Source organism: Pseudaquidulcibacter saccharophilus (assembly GCF_019455445.1).
GTDB classification, from domain to species: domain Bacteria; phylum Pseudomonadota; class Alphaproteobacteria; order Caulobacterales; family Aquidulcibacteraceae; genus Pseudaquidulcibacter; species Pseudaquidulcibacter saccharophilus.
On sequence record NZ_JAHWUS010000005.1, the window covers coordinates 62,192 to 81,953 of the forward strand.

Here is a 19,762-nt window from a genome sequence, read left to right on the forward strand (position 1 = left end):
CCCCCTTCCGTACGCTTCGCGTCCCTTCCCCAATATTGGGGAAGGAGATGGGCGCAATGCTTGCGGTCTTATCCCCGCGTTAATAAACGGCATTAATATTCATGACGTTTTTGGTGAGTGCGGCTTTGTGATGTCAGGAAATGTCAGGTTTTTTGGCGGCTGTTCATTTGATTTCAGCATGTCAACAAATGTCAACATTTTTTGGATTCTTACAAAAAGCACCATAAAAAAATGCACAAGCAATTGATTTATAATTGTTTTATAGCCCAAACCAATTGTTACAAATTGCAAAAACATTGACAAATATTATCTAAATGGGAACAAAAACAGCATGAAAGACAAACCACTTCACAGCCTTGCAAGAATATTCTAAAAGCCAAATCATGAAAATTGCGTTTTTAGGTTCACCCGATTTTGCCATTCCCGCGCTCAAGGCATTAATTGCATCAGAGCATGAAGTGGTTTGTGTCTATTCCCAGCCGCCGCGCCCAAAGGGACGCGGGCAAAAGCTACAACCGACCCTTGTCCATGCTTTGGCAGAAGAAAATGGCATTGAGGTGCGCACACCCAAAAGCCTCAAAAGCGAAGAAGAACAACAAAAATTCCGTGATCTAAACCTCGATATTGCTATTGTGGTTGCATATGGTCTTTTATTACCAAAAGAAATCCTTGTGGCGCCAAAATATGGTTGTTTGAACATTCACCCTTCACTTTTGCCACGTTGGCGTGGGGCCGCCCCGTTGCAGCGCACGATTGAGGCGGGCGACAAGGTAACAAGCGTGCAAATTATGGCGATGGATGAAGGGCTTGATACCGGCGCAATCTATATGCGCCAGGATTTTGAAATCCCAGACACCGAAACCTATGGCAGCTTATCTGAAAAATGTTCGCAAATCGGTGCGGAATTGGTTTTAAAAACGCTTGTAGAAATTCCAAACGGCTTACAGCCAATTGCGCAACCGGAAGACGGCGTAACCTATGCCAAAAAGATTACCAAGGAAGAAGCACAAATTGATTGGTCAAAACCCGCCCATGAAATTGATTGTAAAATCCGTGGTTTCAGCCCCCTTCCCGCAGCATGGACAATGGTGGACGGGGTGCGCTTTAAAATTCTTGACAGTGAAGTTGCCACTGGTAACGGCAATGCCGGCGAGGTTTTGGATGACAATTTAACCATTGCCTGTGGCGATGGTGCAATAAAAATCAAACGCCTGCAACGCGAAGGCAAACCCGCACAATCCGCCACGGATTTCCAAAAAAGCCAAGCTATAAACAGGGGCACACGCTTTGACTAAGTGGAAATTAACCCTTGAATATAATGGTGGCGGTTTTTGCGGCTGGCAATCGCAGCCCGAAAAATGCGGGGTGCAGGATGCACTTGAAACCGCAATTTTCAAAATTGATGGGGTTGAAACCCGCGTTTCCGTTGCCGGTCGCACCGATGCGGGGGTTCATGCACTTGGACAAGTTGCATCGTTCAATGCCCAAAAAGATTGGGTTGATTTTAGGCTGCTTGAGGCATTAAACGCGCACCTTCGGAATTTGGGCGCGGTATCCGTTACCAAAGCCGAAACTATGCCCGATGATTTTGACGCACGGTTTAGCGCAAAATCACGCGAATATATTTATATAATCCAAAATCGCCGTGCATTTTTGACGGTTAATAAGGGGTTGGCATGGCGCGTTCCAATGCCGCTTGATGTTGAAAAAATGCACAAAGGCGCGCAATTGCTTGTTGGCAATCATGATTTCAGCACTTTTCGGGATGCCGAATGTCAGGCCAAAAGCCCGATTAAAACCCTTGATATTTTTGACATCAAACGTGTGAAAACCCCATATGGTGAGCAAATCCATTGTTATCTCAAGGCACAAAGCTTCTTGCACCGCCAAGTACGTTCAATGGTTGGCACATTGGTTGAGGTTGGGCGCGGCGCATGGACATTGGATGATTTGGTGGCGGCATTAGATGCAAAAGACCGCACAAAATGCGGACAAGTCTCCCCACCCGATGGCTTGTATTTGAGTGCGGTGAATTATTAATTCGCACCCCTCCCCCATGAAACAGTTAAGGCTTGGGTTTCCCCAAGCCTTTTAAAATTATCTGCAAAATAAAATCGGAAACCACGCTTTCCGATTTTATTTTTCCTTATTCCCAAAATCCTGAGTGAGGCACGAAGTGCCGAGGGTGGGATTTTGATTAAGCATCAATATCCGCCTCCAGCGCAAATTCCTGAATAAACTCACGGCGCGGTTCAACCAATTCACCCATAAGGCGGGTAAACATGGAATCGGCGGCATCGTGATGTTCCACACGAACCTGAAGCAATGAGCGGGCATTTTTATCCAATGTGGTTTCCCACAATTGTTCCGCATTCATTTCGCCCAAGCCCTTATAACGCTGGATAGAGATACCTTTACGACCCTGCGAACGAATCGCTTCAAGAAGATCACTTGGGCCATAAATTTGGGCGATGAAATCACGGCGTTTAAATTCACCGACATTGTCAAAAGTGTTTTCAAACGCTTTGGCACGTTCAGAAAGACGTTTAGCATCAATGGACGCAAGAAGAGCATTATCAAGCAAAATAGCCTCGGTAACGCCGCGAACTTCACGTAGGAATTTAAGGCCGCCTTCGGTAATTTCGGCATGCCAATTATCTTCCCATTCATGGGCAAGACTATTTAGGCGTTTTGCCGCATTATCGGCAATCTCTTGGGTGATATCAATTGTCAAAGCGCCCGCAAGTGCCGCTTGTTCAATAGCAAATGCCGGCACACGTGCAGTTAAACGTGCAAGATTGGCCTCAAAATGTTCGGCCTCTTTTACAACGCCAAGCAAGTCTGCACCAAGGCGAACTTCACCGCCACCAGTTTTGAATGAAGCTTCGTTCGTTCCCTCACTGATAAGGTATTCTTCAAGTGCAGATTGATCTTTCAAATAAGTTTCAGAACGACCTTTTGCAGCCTTATAAAGCGGCGGTTGGGCAATATAGATATGACCATTATCAATCAATTCGTGCATATGCCTAAAGAAGAAGGTCAAAAGAAGGGTGCGGATGTGCGCACCGTCCACGTCCGCATCGGTCATGATAATGATTTTATGATAACGGAGTTTATCGATATTAAAGCCGCCATTTTCCGGTGTATCACGCCCGATACCGGTACCAAGAGCGGTGATTAATGTGCCAACCTCTTGGGAGGATAACATTTTGTCAAAGCGCGCACGTTCAACGTTCAAAATTTTACCACGAAGTGGCAATACCGCCTGATTGGCGCGGTCGCGCCCCTGTTTTGCAGAACCACCCGCGGAATCCCCTTCCACTATGAATAGTTCTGATTTTGCGGGGTCACGTTCTTGGCAATCGGCAAGTTTGCCAGGAAGTGATGAAATATCCATCGCATTTTTGCGAACCAAAGAACGTGCCTTGCGCGCCGCTTCACGTGCTGCTGCGGCCTGAATGATTTTGGTCATGATGGAGCGCGCGCCATCAGGGTTTTCTTCAAACCAATCACCAAGTATTTGCCCAACCACACCCTCAACAACAGGGCGAACTTCGGATGAAACTAGTTTATCCTTGGTTTGTGATGAGAATTTTGGATCAGGCACTTTTACAGAAAGCACACAAGTCAAACCTTCGCGTGCATCATCGCCAACAATACCGACTTTTTCTTTTTTGGAGATGCCGGATTTTTCAAAATAAGTATTGATTACGCGGGTTAATGCCGCACGGAAGCCCGCCAAATGCGTGCCGCCATCACGTTGCGGAATATTGTTGGTGAAACAACCAACATTTTCGTAATAGCCATCGTTCCATTGCAGTGCTACTTCAACGCCGATACCATCACGCTCGCCTGAAACATAAATCGGCTCACCACCCAAAAGGCTTTGTTTATCGCGGTCGATATAACGAACAAATTCTTTTAAACCGCCATCGTAATAGAATAATTGCTCAAATGGTTCTGGCCCACGCAAGTCATGAAAAATAACTTTTACGCCAGAGTTCAAGAATGCGAGTTCACGCAAACGCGCCAATAATGTATCGCGGGAAAATTCGGTCTTTGTGAAAATTGTTGGGCTTGGCAAAAAGCGAACACGGGTTCCGCGTTTTCCCGGCGCGTCACCCACAACTTTTAACGGGGCTGCAGTTTCAGATTCTTCAAAACGGATAAAATGCTCTTTATCATCGCGCCAAATAGTCAAATCAAGCCAGTTTGATAGTGCGTTAACAACCGAAATACCCACGCCGTGCAAACCACCAGAAACCTTGTATGAGTTTTGGTCAAACTTACCACCCGCATGAAGCTGGGTCATGATAACCTCAGCCGCAGAAACACCCTCTTCTTTGTGGATGTCGGTTGGAATACCACGCCCGTCATCCTCAACCTGTGCCGAACCATCGGCAAACAATGTAACGATACAATGGGTTGCATGACCCGCCAATGTTTCGTCAATTGCGTTATCCACCGCCTCATAAAGCATGTGATGCAAACCCGAACCGTCATCAGTGTCACCGATATACATACCAGGGCGTTTTCTTACCGCATCAAGGCCTTTTAAAACCTTGATTGAATCCGCACCATATTCGTTTGTGACTTCAGTTGTTTCAGTCTGATTTTCACTCATTATTTTTCCAATTTTCTTCTTATTTTTAAATGTTTATTTGTTCAGCTCTTGATGGTGAAATAGAATAATATTCGCCACTTTTGTCAAATGCTTCAAAGAGATATTTATCCGTTCCGGTTAGCCAAATTTGCCCATTAAGAGCAAGTGTTTCACGCGCCAAGGCTTCGCGCCGTTTAGAATCAAAATGCGCCTGTGCTTCATCCAGAAGGAGTATCACGTTAGGGCGCTTAAAACAAGCATTTTCACTATTATTTAGACCCAATGATACCAGTCGAGCTTGCGCGAGAATAAGCCCGATTATCAAGGCTTTTTGTTCGCCAGTTGAACAATTTTGCGCTTCCATTTGGGTCGGGATGTGAATTGCCGAAAATTCGGATTTATGAACCCCAAAAACTGCACGTTTTGCACCCGAATCAATTGCGCGATTTGCATGTAATTTTTCTGCAATGGCGCTTTCGATTTTGATGTGGCTTTCACCTTGTGAAACCTGCTCTTCAATATCGCCACGCAGAATTAATTGCGATTTTGGAAACTCCCCATCTGGTCGGTTTAGAATTTCATTTTGTAATGCCGCAAGGGTTTCAATCCGTGCCGCCGCAATCGCAATTGCCGCCGATGCCGCCTGCTCTTCAAGGGTTTTTAGCCAAACCTTATCGCGAACATTTTCTTCTAATAATTTTTGTCTTTCACGCATTAGTTTTTCATATGCACCAAGCTGCGCCGAGACTTCTGGCATGAAGGAAACCACAATACGATCGAGGAATTTACGCTTTTCGCTTTGGGTGGCGGCAAAAAGCCTATCCATTTGCGGTGTAAGCCATATCATACGCAATATATCAAGCGTTTGCTTCGCGGGAATTTCACGACCATCAAGGCGCGTTATTTTGCGATTGCTTTCACTTTCATGGCCCACACCAAGGCGATGTTCATCGCCACCGTCACCCAGAAGACCGGAAACCGCAAACGCGCCGCCATCATCGCCCATACGCGACATTTCAGATAAATCCGCGCCGCGCATACCCTTATTAGGGCCAAGCGTTGAAATTGCCTCTAAAATATTGGTTTTACCAGTTCCATTCGGACCGATAAGGGCAATAGCACTTGCTTTTGGACTTATTTCAAGACGGGCGTGATTGCGGAATTGTGTAAGTATTAGCCGTTTAAGACCATAAAAATCCGCCGCACTCAAAACTACACCCGTAAAGGCATAAGCACGTAAAGTGAGTTTGGATCCGTTGCGTCTTTGACCAAGGTTGGCGAAGCAGAATCACGGAAATAGAACAATGCCTGATTGCTAACCTGTCCTGCAATATCAAGAAGATATTTCGCATTAAAACCGATTTCGATTTCAGGTGCATCGTATTGCACCTCAACCTCTTCACGGGCTTCACCAGCCTCTGGGTTAGAGAATGTTAGTGTTAAATTATCGTGCGATAACGCAAGTTTGATTGGGCGCAAACGCTCAACCGCCATGGTCGCTACACGGTCAACCGCGCGCGCAAATTCAGAATTATCAACAGTCATCACATGCGGATTTTCTTTTGGGATAACCCGTTCATAATCAGGGAAAGTACCATCAATAACTTTTGAGGTTAAGGTAGCCCGACCAAGCGAGAAGCGAATTTTTGATTCCGAAGTTGCAATTTCAACCACTTCTTCTTCGCTTTCAAGGAGGCGACGAAGCTCAAGGATAGTTTTACGCGGGATAATAATGCCCGCCATATCATTTGCACCCTCTGGCATTGGGTAATCAGACTGCGCCAAACGGTGACCATCGGTTGCCACGGCACGCAAACAAGGACCAGAATCACCAGTCGCACCATGAAAATAAATACCGTTCAAATAATAACGAGTTTCTTCGGTTGAAATCGCAAACTTTGTCTTATCGATTAAACGTGACAAGGCAGGCAGTTCAATTTCAAATGTTTTATCAAAATCGCCAACGCCAAGCGATGGGAAATCAGATGCCGGTAACACTGGAAGATAGTATTTTGAACGACCAGATGTAATTGAAATACGGCCACTATCATTGGCAAGTTCAAGCTTTACTTGTGATCCCTCTGGAAGTTTACGCACGATGTCATAAAGAGTGTGCGCAGGAACTGTTAAAGAACCCACTTGTTCAACATCGGCATTTGCACCGTCTATAACCTCGATATCAAGGTCGGTGGCAGCAAAAGTTGCAACCCCATCACGCGCCTCGATTAAAACATTTGATAAAATCGGAACCGTTGTCCGTCTTTCAACCACATTTGTGACATGACCCAATGCGTTAAGTAATGCACCGCGTTCAATAGTAAGACGCATAAATATCTCCGCCCCGCGCACCTGCGCGTTGTTTAAAATTAATCTTTGATTAATAGACCCAATTTTGTCACAAGTTCAATATTCTTTGGCTCAAATGCTGCAAAATATCGGGGAAAACTATGTTTTTATTTCACTACTTCTGGGCTTCCGGCAAAGGTGCGATAAATACCGATTGCAGTGTCAGAATATTTTGCCTGTGAAGCAAGTCTTTGCTGACGCGCACTTGAATAATCCCGCTCGGCATCGATACGCTCTTTCATCGAAATAAGACCAACTTCATAAGATTTTTCGGCCGCGCGTAGGCGAACCATTGCCGCCTGCTCATTATCCATACTAGCGGCCAGTCGAACTGAACCTTCATTATAATTCAACAAGGCTTGCTGTCCCTCGGCAAGGGCATTTAGGACAGTAAGTTTATAGGTAAGCATTGATTGGCGGAATTGTTGCCCAGCAACTTTAACAGACGCCCACCTTTGACCAAAGTCAAACAGAGGAAGGCTTACTGATGGAAAATAAGAATTTGTAGTAACATCAACTGGCATCGGATTACCAACCGCAGATGACGCAATCGAAATTGCACCGCCAAGCGTTACGCGCGGATACAAATCAGCCTGATTAATTCCAACATTAGCGGCCTGCAAAATCGCCTGTTGCTCTGCCTGACGAACGTCAAGACGACGGCGTACAAAATCAGCCGGCACACTTACAACATTTGGAACATTTGATTTAAACAAAAACCCGTCACCGTCCTTTAGTGCCAAGAAGCTATCAAGTTCACCAGGATTAAGGCCACGCAAAATTGTTATACGATCAAGCGCGGCACGAAGTCGAATTTTGGCATCAGGAATTTGGGATGCAATAGACGCATATTGCGATTGCGTCAGCGCCAAATCAGTTTTTGAAATCAACCCGACACGATAGCGCTCCGTAGAAATATCAAGCAGGGTCTTGGCGCGCGCTGCATCATCTTCAAGATACGACAATGCAATTTGTGAGGCACGTAAATCAAAATATGCGGCAGCAATATCAGAGACCATTGCAATCTTTGCCGCCTCCAATCCAAGTTCGGCATTAACACGGTTTGCCTTTGCACCAGCCATCGAATTTTTCAATCGACCAAATAATGGTAACTCCCAAGACGCGCCAAGGCTAGCAGTATTAATTGCTGTATTGGTTTTATCAGCACTACCCTTTACATCTTTTGAGCCAGTAACCTTATCAGACAAAGTAATCTGTGGCGCATAGCCGGCAACGGTTGCAACGCCTTGCGAACGCGCCTGTTTAAGGCGGGACTCAGCAATTTGTACCGAAATGCTCTCACCACGTGCGTCTTGCACAAGTTTATCAAGCGTTGCATCAGAAAACTTTTGCCACCATTCAACAGTGGAATCGGAAGGTACCGTCAAATCTTCGCGGAATTCGGCAATATGAACGCCTTTATCTTTTATACCCTTACTAACAACCTTATTTGCCTTTATCGTATCGGTCGTGCATGCGCCAAGAGATAAAATGCCCATTAATGATGCGGTTAACGCAAACTTATGCCTAAAAGACGAAAACATCATATACACCGTTAAACAATAAGCCTTATTATATGACTTGTGATTTATTTTTAAATTACCCAAATTGTTGCAAAAACTTAATGTGATTTTATCAGTTCGCGGTGTTAATTACCATGAAAGTGACAAAATTCAGACATTTTGTTTTTTTCCTCTTGACCAATCCTTCCAATATTAATATTCCGCCTATTAATAAGAGAACGAACGTTCGCTTTTTTAATAGAGGTGATTTTGCGCACAGTCAACCCACAAAGAGTAGAAAACAGAAGACGGCAAATTCTTGATGCCGCCCGCTTTTGTTTTGAGCAAAAAGGTTTTCATGCTACATCGATGGCAGAAATTTGCGCGCGTGCAGAAATGTCGCCTGGCGCATTGTATCGTTATTTCTCTTCTAAAGAAGAAATCATCGTCGCCATGAGCGAAGAAACCAATTTCCAAGCAATTGATTCATTACGCACCAAAACCGAAGACGTTAAAAATGGAAGCAATTTTTTGGATGCAATTCACGGCCTATTGACTGAAATTGCGGCAACTAACTTTTCAAAAGATCAAGGCGCATTATGCGCTGAATCAATTTCCGAGGCTATGCGCAATATTCAATTCGCCAATGCGGCCTCGATTGCATATATCGAATATCAAGAATTGTTCGCACAATTGCTCGAGCTTGGCAAAAACCAAGGCGCAATTGATGAAGATCAAGACACTCTTGAGCTTGCAGCAATATTAATGGCCATTGTCGATGGTATGGTGCTTAGGATGGCTTTTGATAGTGATTTTAAATCAGAAACAGCTGTTAAATGGATTGGCAATTTATTCTGCCGCTATTTGACTTCTGAAGCTAAAGATTACGTCTCAAATAATTTTGGGAAACCAATTTGCATAGTAGATTTTAAAAATACCCGTTTTCCGGGGGGGCAGTTTGATGAATAAGAAATATTTAAAGGTCGCCGCGTCAGTTATGATTGCACTTAGCATGGTGGGTGTTGCATCATGTTCAAAGAACAAGAAAAATGAACCCGAGAAAAAAGGGCCAGGCCGCGCGAACCAATCCGTTAACATTTCGCCGGTAACGCAAATCGACCTTAGCCCAAAAGTGGTAATTGCGGGACAAGTACAAGCCCAAAACGAGGCACGTATTTACCCAACTTCTTCTGGCGCAAGGGTTATTCAACTTCTTGCTGATGCCGGACAATATGTTTCTGCTGGGCAACCCTTGGCACGCCTCGACGGCCGCCAAGTAGCCGCGGATTCCGAATTATTAGCAGCACAGGTTCGTCGCGCAAAAACGGCGCTAGCAGAGGCAGAAGTTTCACTTTCCAATGCAAATGAAACTATGAACCGCACAATCAACGGGCCAAAAGAAACCAATCTATCTTTTGAGCAAGCGCAAATCTCGTTTAATGAGGCAAAATCACAATATGACCGCGCGCTTGCAGTTCAAAAAGTTGGATCTTTATCACAAGAAGAAATTGATCGCCGCAAAGCTGCTTATGAACAAGCAAAAACCCGCCTCGATAACCAACGTGGTGACGTAACCGCCATTTTAGAAGCACGACGTCAAACCGTTAAACAAGCACAAGCCCGTGTAAGCTCTGCTAAATCCGACCTTGAAGTTGCTGTTGCACAAAAAGCAAAATCGGATTCAATGCAAAATAACGGTATTATTTCATCACCAGTTGCGGGTCTTGTAACCGCGCGCAATGTCCAAGTTGGTGACATTGCCGGAAGCTCTGCCAACCCCATGTTTACTGTCGTTGCAAATGGCGCGTTAGAGGTTTGGGCCGAAATCGCGGAAAGCGAAATTGGCGGGCTTGCTGCTGGCATGGCTGCGCAATTCAAAGCGCCTGATGGCTCGTCTGTTTTTGGCACATTGCGTCAAATGCCGGCACAAATTGACCCAACTAAACGCACAGGTATCGCAAAATTCACGCTTGAAACATCACCAAGCGTGCGTGCCGGAATGTTTTTAACTGGTGAAGCCAGCGCACAAAGTAAAATGGTGAATGCAATCCCATCATCAGCAATTTTGTACGATAGCGAAGGCTCATCAGTATTTGTTATGCGCCCAGACGGAAGTGTAACTAAACAAAAAGTTGTTCTTGGTGCACGTCAAGGCGATTTGGTTGAACTAATCACCGGTCCACCAACTGGAAGCTGGGTTGTAACATCTGGTGCATCTTTCCTTGCGGAAAATGAGAAAATCAACCCAATTAAAACTGATATCAAGGGCAACAAGCTTGCCCCTCCTGCCGCAACTAAACCACAACAAAAGCCGCAGCCTGCCCATTAATAAGGAATTGAAAGATGCGCAATATTTCATCATGGGCAATTAAAAATCCGATTGTGCCAATAGTGTTGTTTTTTATCTTCACTATTCTTGGCATGGGCGCGTTTTTCAAATTACCGATTAACTCTAACCCTGATATTGATTATCCTGCTTTTAGTGTGGACATTTCAATGCCAGGTGCAGCACCTTCGGAAATTGAAAACCAAATTACACAAAAGGTTGAAGGTGCTTTAACCGGCATAGAGGGCGTTAAAAAAATGACCTCTACCGCACAAACAAGCCATTCAAGCACCTTTGTGGAATTACAAATTGGAACCGATATTTCAAAAGCGGTTGATGATGCGCGCGCTGCGGTGGCGCAAATTCGTTCTGATTTACCTGCCGATATCTATGAGCCTACCGTATCACGCGTAGATTTTAACAGCCAAGACCCGGTTGGTATCTTCGCATTGCGTGCACCAACAATGGCGGATGAAGATATTTCATGGTTTATCGACAATGAAATTTCACGCCAATTATTAAGTGTTAAAGGCGTTGGTCAGGTAAACCGTTTCGGTGGCGCAACCCGCCAAATCACAGTGGACATTGACCCCAATAAACTTAATGCATTTGGTGGCTCTGTATCTGATGTTTCACGTGCCTTGCGTTCGCAGAACATAGATAGCCCAGGGGGCGTTGCGGAAACTGGTGCGGGACAACAATCAATCCGTACACTTGGTTCTGCTGGCTCGGTTGAGGAATTACGCAAAACACCAATAACCCTAAGCAATGGCCGTGTTTTACGCCTCGATGATATTGCCGATGTTCGTGATGGGGCATCAGATATTACTGGTATTGCGCGTTATAATGACTCACCGGTTATTATGTTCCAAGTATTGCGTGCCAAATCTGCATCTGGTCTAAAAACCTATCATGCGGTGATGGATAAAATTGCGGAAATTGAAAAAGCGCACCCAGACATTAAAATTTCAACGGCCTATACGCCTGCTGAATACATTCAATCTGATTATGATTCATCACTACAATCATTGTTAGAGGGTGCATTATTAGCGACGCTTGTGGTTTCGGTATTCCTTGGTGGGTGGAGGGTAATTATATCCTTTACCGTTATCACTGGGGCAATATTATTTACCCTGTCTTTCGCACTTGATAAGCTATTCCATATTCATGTTGGTGAAGTAGCAGTATTAGCACTATTAACGCTTTTGATTGCTATATTCGCATTATTGCGAAAAGAAGGGCGGGCAACATTCCTTGCCGCAATGGCAATTCCATTATCAACCATTCCGACATTTTATGTCATGCAGCTAATGGGCTTCACACTAAACGGTATTACCCTTTTAGCACTTGGCCTAGTTGCTGGTATCCTAGTTGACGATGCGATTGTGGAAATTGAAAACATTGAACGCCACATTGATATGGGTAAACGCCCTTACCCTGCAGCACTAGAAGCAGCAGATGAAATTGGCCTTGCTGTGGTTGCGACCACCTCAACAATCGTTGCTGTTTTCGTTCCAGTTAGCTTCATGACAGGTATTGTTGGGCAATTCTTCAAAAGCTTTGGTATTACCGTTGCGGTTGCCGTTTTATGTTCCCTTGCCGTGGCACGTTTGATTACGCCATTGATGGCGGCATATCTTATGGTTCCACAGGAAAAGGAACATAAAGAAAGCAAGGTTGGCACATGGTATCTCAACACTCTGAAATGGGCGCTGGCGAACCGTTGGAAAACTTTTGGTATCGGCATGGCAATCATGCTTGTATCACTTGTTTCTGCGGCAATGACACCTAAAACCTTTATGCCAGATCTTGATGACGGACTGACACAAATTTCAATTGACTTGCCACCCGGCCTAACTCCGATGGAGGCTGATAAAAAGGCACGTGAAGTTTCGGCAATCATCCTTGATCAAGAAGGCACAAAACACGTTGTTCAATCAACGCGTGGCGACCTAACTGGAAGTCGTTTCTTCGTCACAATGACTGATCGTAAAGATCGCTCTGTAACAAAGAAACAATACGAAGCAGCATTGCGCTCAAAAATTTCACAAATCCCAGGAATTCGTAGTCAGTTTGGCGGCGGCTTTGGCGGCGGCGGTGTTTCAATCAGCCTCGTTTCAAACGACCCCAAAGCACTTGAGGCGGCCTCAAAACGCATCATGGGTGAAATGCGCAAATTTAAATGGGCAGTGGATTTGAAATCATCTGCTGACCTTACCAAACCTGAACTTCATATCATTCCACGCCGTGAAGAGGCGGCACGCCTTGGGGTAAATGTTGCGACAATTGCCTCCGCCATTAGGCTTGCCACAGATGGTGACGTGCAGACTAATTTGCCAAAATTCAATGCTGGTGACCGTCAAATTCCAATTCTTGTTCGTCTTGCACGTGAAAACCGTGCCGACATTGAATCCATCAAATCATTACGTGTTGCCACAGGAACTGGTGCATCCGTACCATTAAGCGCGGTTGCAGATGTTGAATATGGCGGCGGGCAAGCACGCGTTGAACGTGAAAACCGTCAACGGGTTGTAACAATCTCCGCTGGTCTTGGTACCGATGAAAACGGCGCCCAAATGCAGCTTGGCCCTGCGTTTGAAAAAATCAAAAAGCAGGACTGGTATAAAAATCCAGGCCCAGGTGTAAGCATTAAAGATAGTGGCGATGCCGAAGATTTGGCGGATATGATGTCACAATTCCTTGGCGCAATTCTACTCGGCGTATTCTTGGTATATTGTGTGTTGGTGCTGTTGTTCAAAGACTTCTTGCAACCAATTACCATTGTATCGGTTATCTTGCTTGCTCCTGCGGGTGCATTCTTGGGGCTGTTCTTGGTACAAGCACCATTATCAATCACATCCTTTATTGGCCTATTGATGCTTATTGGTATTGCGACCAAGAACTCTATTCTATTGGTGGATTTTGCGGTTGAATCAATAAACAAGGGTATGCCACGCTATGAAGCATTGATTGATGCCGCATTAAAACGTTCGCGTCCAATTATTATGACTTCGATTGCAATGATTGCAGGCATGATGCCAAACGCGCTCACATCTGCGGGGCCAGGTGCTTTCCGCCAAGGTATGGCGATTGCGGTTATTGGTGGCTTAACGCTTTCAACAGCGCTTAGTTTGATTTTCGTGCCGGCGGTTTATACCATAGTCGATGATTTTGACCACTGGATTAGAAAGTTCTTTAAGGGTATTTCAACCGTTACAGAAGAGGATAAAGTGCAAGGTTTACGCGAAGAAGCCGAGCGGAAGCATCATATCATCGCGGAATAATCGCACATAGCCTAAAATAGGGCTTGCATTATCAAAATTTTGTCCTAAAGCCTCTTTTCGCAAACGCACAATAAGCACCGGCAGGTTTTTGCCCGCCGCAGACTATCAGGTAAAAGGAAATACAATGGATATCAGTAAAATTCCGGTCGGCAGAGATGTCCCGAATGATGTAAACGTCATTATCGAAGTTCCAATGGGTGGTGAACCTATTAAATATGAAATTGACAAAGATTCTGGTGCGATGTTTGTTGATCGCTTCCTTTATACTCCAATGCGCTATCCAACTAATTATGGTTTCATTCCGCACACTTTATCAGGTGACGGTGACCCAGTTGACATGCTTTGCGTTGGCCGTCGCCCGCTAATCCCTGGTTGCGTATTGCGCGTTCGTCCAATCGGCGTTCTTTTGATGGAAGACCAAGCAGGTATCGACGAGAAGATTCTTGGCGTTCCAGTTCCAGATCTTACCGCATTCCACGACAAAACACAGAACTATACCGATGTTCCACCAATTCTTTTGTCACAAATCGAACACTTCTTTGCGCATTATAAAGATCTTGAGCCAGGCAAATGGACCAAAATCCAAGGTTGGAAAGACCGTGATTTTGCAAAGAACCTTATCTTGGAAGGTGTTGAACGCTACCAAGACTACATTTCAAAAAACAAATAATTCAAAGCCCCCTTTTAGGGGGCTTTTTTATTATTCAACAATTAATGAGACAATTTTTCTAACTATTGGCAAAATTACTAAAAGCACGGGGAATGCAATTACCCAAGAAAGCATCCATGCAGAACACCAATAGTCAAATACATTTTGGTTAAAGCCATTTGCACGTAAAAGACTAATCATACTAACAACGCATGTCATAAGGCATGACAAGATTAATGGCATGATTAATGGCGCATATTTTGATGGTAGTTTTTTCATTTTTACTCCGTAAGAAATTAGTTACAGGTCAAACCAATGCATAGCCCGCAACATACAGGTTATGCGTTGATTAACGTAAACGCTTACGGAAACCCAATATATGATTGAATGGGTTACGTTATTTTAATATCGCAAACAATAAAACTTTGCAAGCCCATTAAAACCCGATTGGCTTTCCAATTGGGCAAGTCGATGAAATTGTTTTTTGGTTGCCCCATTTAAGGCCACCTTGTTCAAGGCAATAATTTTCGGCCTTGATGCCCAATGATTTGCCGTAATCATAATAGCCACCATGTTTTTGAATAATCTTAGTGCAGTTTTCGTCCATCTCGATATTAGATAGCGTAATCGCCGGCTGATAACGATTTGAATATTCGCGAAGGTTTGCCGAAGCATGCTTCAATAATTCATCGCGCGACAATTTTGGATTGCGGCATTGATATTTCCATAATTCAATAACTGATGATTGCTCAACGGCGCACATTGCCTTTACAGCAGCAGTTTTTGCGGGGTTATTTTCGGCATAATATGTCGGACGCTCACAACAGCCACCAACGATCACCAATATTCCAATCGCGCCCAAGCATTTTAACATATCGCACCCAATCGTTTCCGCCTTTATAGCTTATAAAAACGCTAATTAAAGGGTGCTTTTGGTCGCGGTTTATTCGGTAATTACTTCCAATAGCTTTTTAACATTTGGCAAAATCACCAAAAGCGCAGGAAATGCAACAATCCACGACGTCATCCATGCGGTAATCCATTTACCCATAAACTCATCACCAAAGCCATAGCTTTTTAAAATCGAAACCGCGCTTACGATACAAGTCATAAAGAAGGTAACGATAAACGGCATAAGCAAGAAATTATATTTTGCAGGTAATTTTCTCATGGTACTTTCCAAATTTGATTACCACAAAAAGATATAGCATAAAATTACGTATGCAATGATTGAAATTTTATACAATCCATACAAAATTGAATATTAATATTCGAAATTTTTCTGTTTCAGTGTACCGCATACACCATCTAATCCAGGAAACAATGCCCCATAAGAAACACCTATTTTTTCTAAATCTCTAAGAATTTCTCTGTATTGCGACTTTGGAAGATCAATCGCCTCAATAAAATCTATACCAAAATTAGTATTTTGGTATAGCAAATACTCTTCTATATCAACCATATTACAAAGGCTTAAGACAGACTGCTGTGCCAAAAATCTAGGATTATTAAAAGATTGTAGTTGAGTAATCGAAAAATGCGGATTTCTTATTTTTAAATCTGAAAATTGAGGCAATTCATTTTGCCATTCTTGAATATTAAAAATAAAAATCCTTATGCTACTTTCTTTATTATCTTGTTCTCGAAAATCTTCTTCTTGGATATTACAAAATGCAAAATATGCCGCGATAAATGGAGATAATGTCCAATCTAATAGTGGAGTTGGGTAACCATGATGTTGCGCTGTACTTAAAATGGCAGCTAAATGTGTTGAGTTAGTTACTTCATATAAAAAATTAGTGTTAGAACTAAAATGTATTGCTAACTGTGGAATATCTTTTACCATATATTTCCATAAGTCAGTGCGATTTGTTCTGTGAAAAGAAGTTTTTAGTTTCCAATCCGATGATTGTCCTCGAAATATCTTTCCATCAGCTTCTCTTGAAAACGCATATTGTTTAAATTCATCCCAATTTTTAATATCATCTCTGCTTTTTATATTTGATTTATTAAGTCCTAAAGGTTTCCTCTTAATAACAAATTCAACCTTATTATCAGCTTGCAAATAAGAAAACATCAGTGTTTGAATACTATCATTCTCATTTAGAAAAATTAATGTCCCTTCAAGCTCGTCTGGCAAATAGGCATCAGGATACAATAGTTTAGCGTCTGAATTGGAATTAAATGGCAACCCCGTGTTTGGATTAAGGACAATGGGCCTTAGTGAAAATTTTTGATGAATATTTTTTTCATTTTTGATATTTTTTAGCTCAGAAACAAATGTTGGCAATCCATTTGCGGCTTGGAACATATATCCATAACCTTCAAGTGTGCCATTAACTAAATCCAACTCCAGCATATATCTATCTTCATTTAAATTAAAAGATGATATCCACTGACCTGCAAAGGAATTTTCGACCACTTAACACCTCTATTGGTTAGAAGATATTATGAGTCGGTATTATTAAAAGCATTTAGTATATGAATTAGCCCTCTTTACGATAATCGTAAAGTTCGCCTTTAATCGCCGCCCATGCCGCCATTGTTGGTGAGCAAAGGTGGGTCATTGACCCCCTGCCCTGACGACCTTCAAAATTACGGTTTGAGGTTGACGCACAACGTTCGCCAGCTTTCAATTTATCGGGGTTCATGCCAAGGCACATTGAACAACCAGGTTCACGCCATTCAAACCCTGCGGCGGTAAAGATTTCGTCCAAGCCTTCTTCTTCTGCCTGATATTTCACCAGACCAGAACCCGGAACAACCATTGCCCGCACGCCATCCGAAACTTTACGACCCTTTGCAATTGCCGCAGCCTCGCGCAAATCTTCGATACGCGAATTAGTACAAGAGCCGATAAATACGCGGTCAATCTTCACACCTTCGATTTTTTGCCCGCGTTCAAGTTTTACATATTCAATTGCGCGATCAAATGTTTCTTTGGCACCCTCGGAAAGATTTTCACCAGTAGGGACAATTTCATCAATCGCAATCGCCTGCTCTGGGTTTGTACCCCATGTAACCATTGGCTTAATTTTGCTGCCATCAAGTTCAACAATAATATCAAAATGCGCGCCCTCATCGGAATGCATGTTTTTCCAATGATTAACCGCCAAATCCCATTGTCCAGCTTTTGGTGAAGATGGTCTGCCGCGAAGATATTCAAAAGTCTTTTCATCCGCCGCAACAAGGCCGGCACGTGCGCCCGCCTCAATCGCCATATTGCAAAGCGTCATGCGGCCTTCCATTGAAAGGCTTGTAATCGCATCGCCCATAAATTCAACGACCGAACCCGTACCGCCAGCAGTGCCGATTTTGGCAATAATCGCGAGTGCAACATCTTTGGCAGTTACACCTTTTTGCAATTCGCCGGTTACGCGGATTGCCATATTTTTCATTTTGCGCGCCCGAAGGGTCTGGGTCGCAAGAACATGCTCAACCTCAGAAGTGCCAATACCATGCGCCAATGCCGCAAATGCACCGTGGGTTGAGGTATGGCTATCACCACAAACAATAGTCATACCCGGTTGTGTGCGCCCCTGTTCAGGGCCAACAACGTGAACTATGCCGTTATTAATATCGCCCATCGGGAAATATTCAATGCCATATTCGGCAACGTTTTTGGTAAGGGTTTCAAGCTGCAATTTAGCTTCAGGGTCGGTAACACCTTCAATACCCGCTTCTTGATTTTCTGTTGGGGTATTGTGATCTGCTGTTGCCAATGTCAATTCAGGGTGCGCAACCGGGCGATTATTTGCACGCAAGCCAGCAAACGCCTGTGGGGTTGTCACTTCATGAATCAGGTGAAGATCAATGAATAGCAATGCGTCACCGTTTTCGGTCGCAGAAACAAAGTGATTATCCCAGATTTTATCGTAAAGTGTTTTTGGCGTTGAATTTGTCATGTGTTTTTCCTGTATGCCTAATAACTAAATGTTGCTATTAATTCAATATTGGAAATGGCAAGATACATAATTATAGGCCAAAACAACGGTAAAACGATGAAACTAAACCTTAAAACAAAAGGTTTCATGCCAAAATATTCCAGACCCTTGTTATTTTTAGGGCTATCGTTGCTGTGTCTTATGTTTTTCGGGGAAAAATCAACGATTTTAAAAGTTGACAATGATTTACAGCACAAACAAGCAGTAGATGATTTATTCGCCCAAATGCGCGCCGCAGACAATGCCACAAATGCCGAGGCTGCTGAAATGCAGCTTTTTGCCGAAATCACTAAATCTGGTTCACCATCAATTGATTTATTGATGGTTGAGGCCATGACAGATAATCAAAATGGTGATTTACAGACCGCTTATGAAACCCTGCAAACAATAACGCAAAGCGCGCCAATGTTCGCCGAAGGCTTTAACCAAAAAGCCAATGTTGAATATCAACTTGAATTAAAAGATGATGCTTTTGTTGATTTACAAAAAACAGTTGCGCTTGAACCACGACACTTTGCGGCATGGGCGGGATTAGGTGCAATTTATGAAGAACGTGGTGATTATAAAAACGCCTTAAACGCATATAAAAATTCGGCATATTATAACCCGAACTATGATGAGGCCACGCGCGGCATCTTTCGCATTGAAACGCTTACCAAAGGTGTAATAATGTAAATTATCTGTTGCCAAAGCTTGCAAGCCGGCAAGAAAATGTGCAATTCGCACAGATATTATTTTAGGAGAATTCCAGCATGAGTTTTGAAGAAAGCGATATTGTCGCCCCACAATCTCTTGATATGTCATCAAAAGAGAAATTGAAACTTTATGTTTCTAAAATCGAAAATCTTGAGGCGGAAAAAAGCGAAATCGCAGAACAACTCAAAGAAGTTTATGCCGATGCTAAGGCACTTGGTTTTGACACCAAGGCATTGCGCAAAGTAATCGCACGTCGCAAAAAAGACGCCAAAGCGGTTGCCGAAGAAGAAATGATGCTTGATTTATATCTTCACGCACTTGGTGAAATATAATAAATTGCATTATTTTCACCCCGTATCATTACGGGGTGAAATTATATTTATCCTAAATATATTGTGGTGTTTGCCTATAT

At 43.5% G+C, this 19,762-nt stretch carries 17 protein-coding genes; 8 read left to right on the forward strand and 9 right to left on the reverse strand.

What is annotated here, in order from left to right; all coding sequences use genetic code 11:
• Window positions 1-383 precede the first annotated feature (383 nt).
• Together fmt and truA are read left to right on the forward strand one after the other, a co-directional pair.
• Entirely contained in the window at window positions 384-1,295 is a 912-nt protein-coding gene (gene fmt, locus KXV15_RS12285; RefSeq protein WP_240008505.1) for a methionyl-tRNA formyltransferase, read from the forward strand.
• The gene (gene truA, locus KXV15_RS12290; protein WP_240008506.1) at window positions 1,288-2,040 is read left to right on the forward strand and encodes a tRNA pseudouridine(38-40) synthase TruA; all 753 of its coding nucleotides are present in this window, start codon (window positions 1,288-1,290) and stop codon (window positions 2,038-2,040) included. The genes fmt and truA overlap by 8 nt, the downstream gene beginning before the upstream one ends.
• Window positions 2,041-2,197: 157 nt before the next feature.
• On the opposite strand, the gene gyrB is transcribed toward truA, so the two are convergent.
• The 4 genes from gyrB to KXV15_RS12310 form a co-directional block, all read right to left on the reverse strand.
• Window positions 2,198-4,624 (reverse strand): DNA topoisomerase (ATP-hydrolyzing) subunit B, encoded by a 2,427-nt coding sequence (gyrB, locus tag KXV15_RS12295; RefSeq protein WP_240008507.1) that lies wholly within the window; start codon window positions 4,622-4,624, stop codon window positions 2,198-2,200.
• A 25-nt stretch (window positions 4,625-4,649) separates the two neighbouring features.
• Window positions 4,650-5,813: a DNA replication/repair protein RecF gene (recF, locus tag KXV15_RS12300; protein WP_240008508.1), complete on the reverse strand. Its 1,164-nt coding sequence runs from the start codon at window positions 5,811-5,813 to the stop codon at window positions 4,650-4,652.
• Between the two features lie 2 nt (window positions 5,814-5,815).
• Window positions 5,816-6,931, reverse strand: coding sequence for a DNA polymerase III subunit beta (gene dnaN, locus KXV15_RS12305; RefSeq protein WP_240008509.1), 1,116 nt, complete (start codon window positions 6,929-6,931; stop codon window positions 5,816-5,818).
• A gap of 125 nt (window positions 6,932-7,056) precedes the next feature.
• On the reverse strand, window positions 7,057-8,448 hold the full coding sequence (locus tag KXV15_RS12310; protein WP_240008510.1) for an efflux transporter outer membrane subunit: 1,392 nt from the start codon (window positions 8,446-8,448) through the stop codon (window positions 7,057-7,059).
• A gap of 273 nt (window positions 8,449-8,721) precedes the next feature.
• Here KXV15_RS12310 and KXV15_RS12315 point away from each other — a divergent pair, with 273 nt between their 5' ends.
• From KXV15_RS12315 to ppa, 4 genes are all read left to right on the forward strand, one after another.
• Window positions 8,722-9,420, forward strand: coding sequence for a TetR/AcrR family transcriptional regulator (locus tag KXV15_RS12315; protein WP_240008511.1), 699 nt, complete (start codon window positions 8,722-8,724; stop codon window positions 9,418-9,420).
• A complete protein-coding gene (locus KXV15_RS12320; RefSeq protein WP_240008512.1) occupies window positions 9,413-10,780 on the forward strand; it encodes an efflux RND transporter periplasmic adaptor subunit in 1,368 nt (455 codons plus the stop codon). The genes KXV15_RS12315 and KXV15_RS12320 overlap by 8 nt, the downstream gene beginning before the upstream one ends.
• A gap of 14 nt (window positions 10,781-10,794) precedes the next feature.
• The gene (locus KXV15_RS12325; protein ID WP_240008513.1) at window positions 10,795-14,061 is read left to right on the forward strand and encodes an efflux RND transporter permease subunit; all 3,267 of its coding nucleotides are present in this window, start codon (window positions 10,795-10,797) and stop codon (window positions 14,059-14,061) included.
• Window positions 14,062-14,185: 124 nt separating this feature from the next.
• Window positions 14,186-14,731 carry an inorganic diphosphatase gene (ppa, locus tag KXV15_RS12330; protein ID WP_240008514.1) on the forward strand — a complete coding sequence of 182 codons (546 nt, stop codon included), beginning with the start codon at window positions 14,186-14,188 and terminating at the stop codon, window positions 14,729-14,731.
• A gap of 30 nt (window positions 14,732-14,761) precedes the next feature.
• Here the strand turns inward: ppa and KXV15_RS12335 are convergent, their stop codons facing one another.
• The 5 genes from KXV15_RS12335 to leuC all read right to left on the reverse strand — a co-directional run bounded on the left by KXV15_RS12335 (window position 14,762) and on the right by leuC (window position 18,615).
• Window positions 14,762-14,989 (reverse strand): DUF2798 domain-containing protein, encoded by a 228-nt coding sequence (locus tag KXV15_RS12335; protein WP_240008515.1) that lies wholly within the window; start codon window positions 14,987-14,989, stop codon window positions 14,762-14,764.
• Between the two features lie 157 nt (window positions 14,990-15,146).
• A complete protein-coding gene (locus KXV15_RS12340; protein WP_240008516.1) occupies window positions 15,147-15,584 on the reverse strand; it encodes a hypothetical protein in 438 nt (145 codons plus the stop codon).
• 69 nt (window positions 15,585-15,653) lie between these two features.
• Window positions 15,654-15,881 (reverse strand): DUF2798 domain-containing protein, encoded by a 228-nt coding sequence (locus KXV15_RS12345; RefSeq protein ID WP_240008517.1) that lies wholly within the window; start codon window positions 15,879-15,881, stop codon window positions 15,654-15,656.
• 93 nt (window positions 15,882-15,974) lie between these two features.
• Window positions 15,975-17,132 (reverse strand): FRG domain-containing protein, encoded by a 1,158-nt coding sequence (locus KXV15_RS12350; RefSeq protein WP_240008518.1) that lies wholly within the window; start codon window positions 17,130-17,132, stop codon window positions 15,975-15,977.
• A gap of 64 nt (window positions 17,133-17,196) precedes the next feature.
• The gene (leuC, locus tag KXV15_RS12355; RefSeq protein WP_240008519.1) at window positions 17,197-18,615 is read right to left on the reverse strand and encodes a 3-isopropylmalate dehydratase large subunit; all 1,419 of its coding nucleotides are present in this window, start codon (window positions 18,613-18,615) and stop codon (window positions 17,197-17,199) included.
• A gap of 180 nt (window positions 18,616-18,795) precedes the next feature.
• On the opposite strand from leuC, the gene KXV15_RS12360 reads away from it, so the two are divergent.
• The gene (locus KXV15_RS12360; protein WP_240008520.1) at window positions 18,796-19,329 is read left to right on the forward strand and encodes a tetratricopeptide repeat protein; all 534 of its coding nucleotides are present in this window, start codon (window positions 18,796-18,798) and stop codon (window positions 19,327-19,329) included.
• Window positions 19,330-19,406: 77 nt separating this feature from the next.
• On the forward strand, window positions 19,407-19,682 hold the full coding sequence (locus KXV15_RS12365) for a DUF2312 domain-containing protein (RefSeq protein WP_240008521.1): 276 nt from the start codon (window positions 19,407-19,409) through the stop codon (window positions 19,680-19,682).
• The last annotated feature ends 80 nt before the right edge of the window (window positions 19,683-19,762 follow it).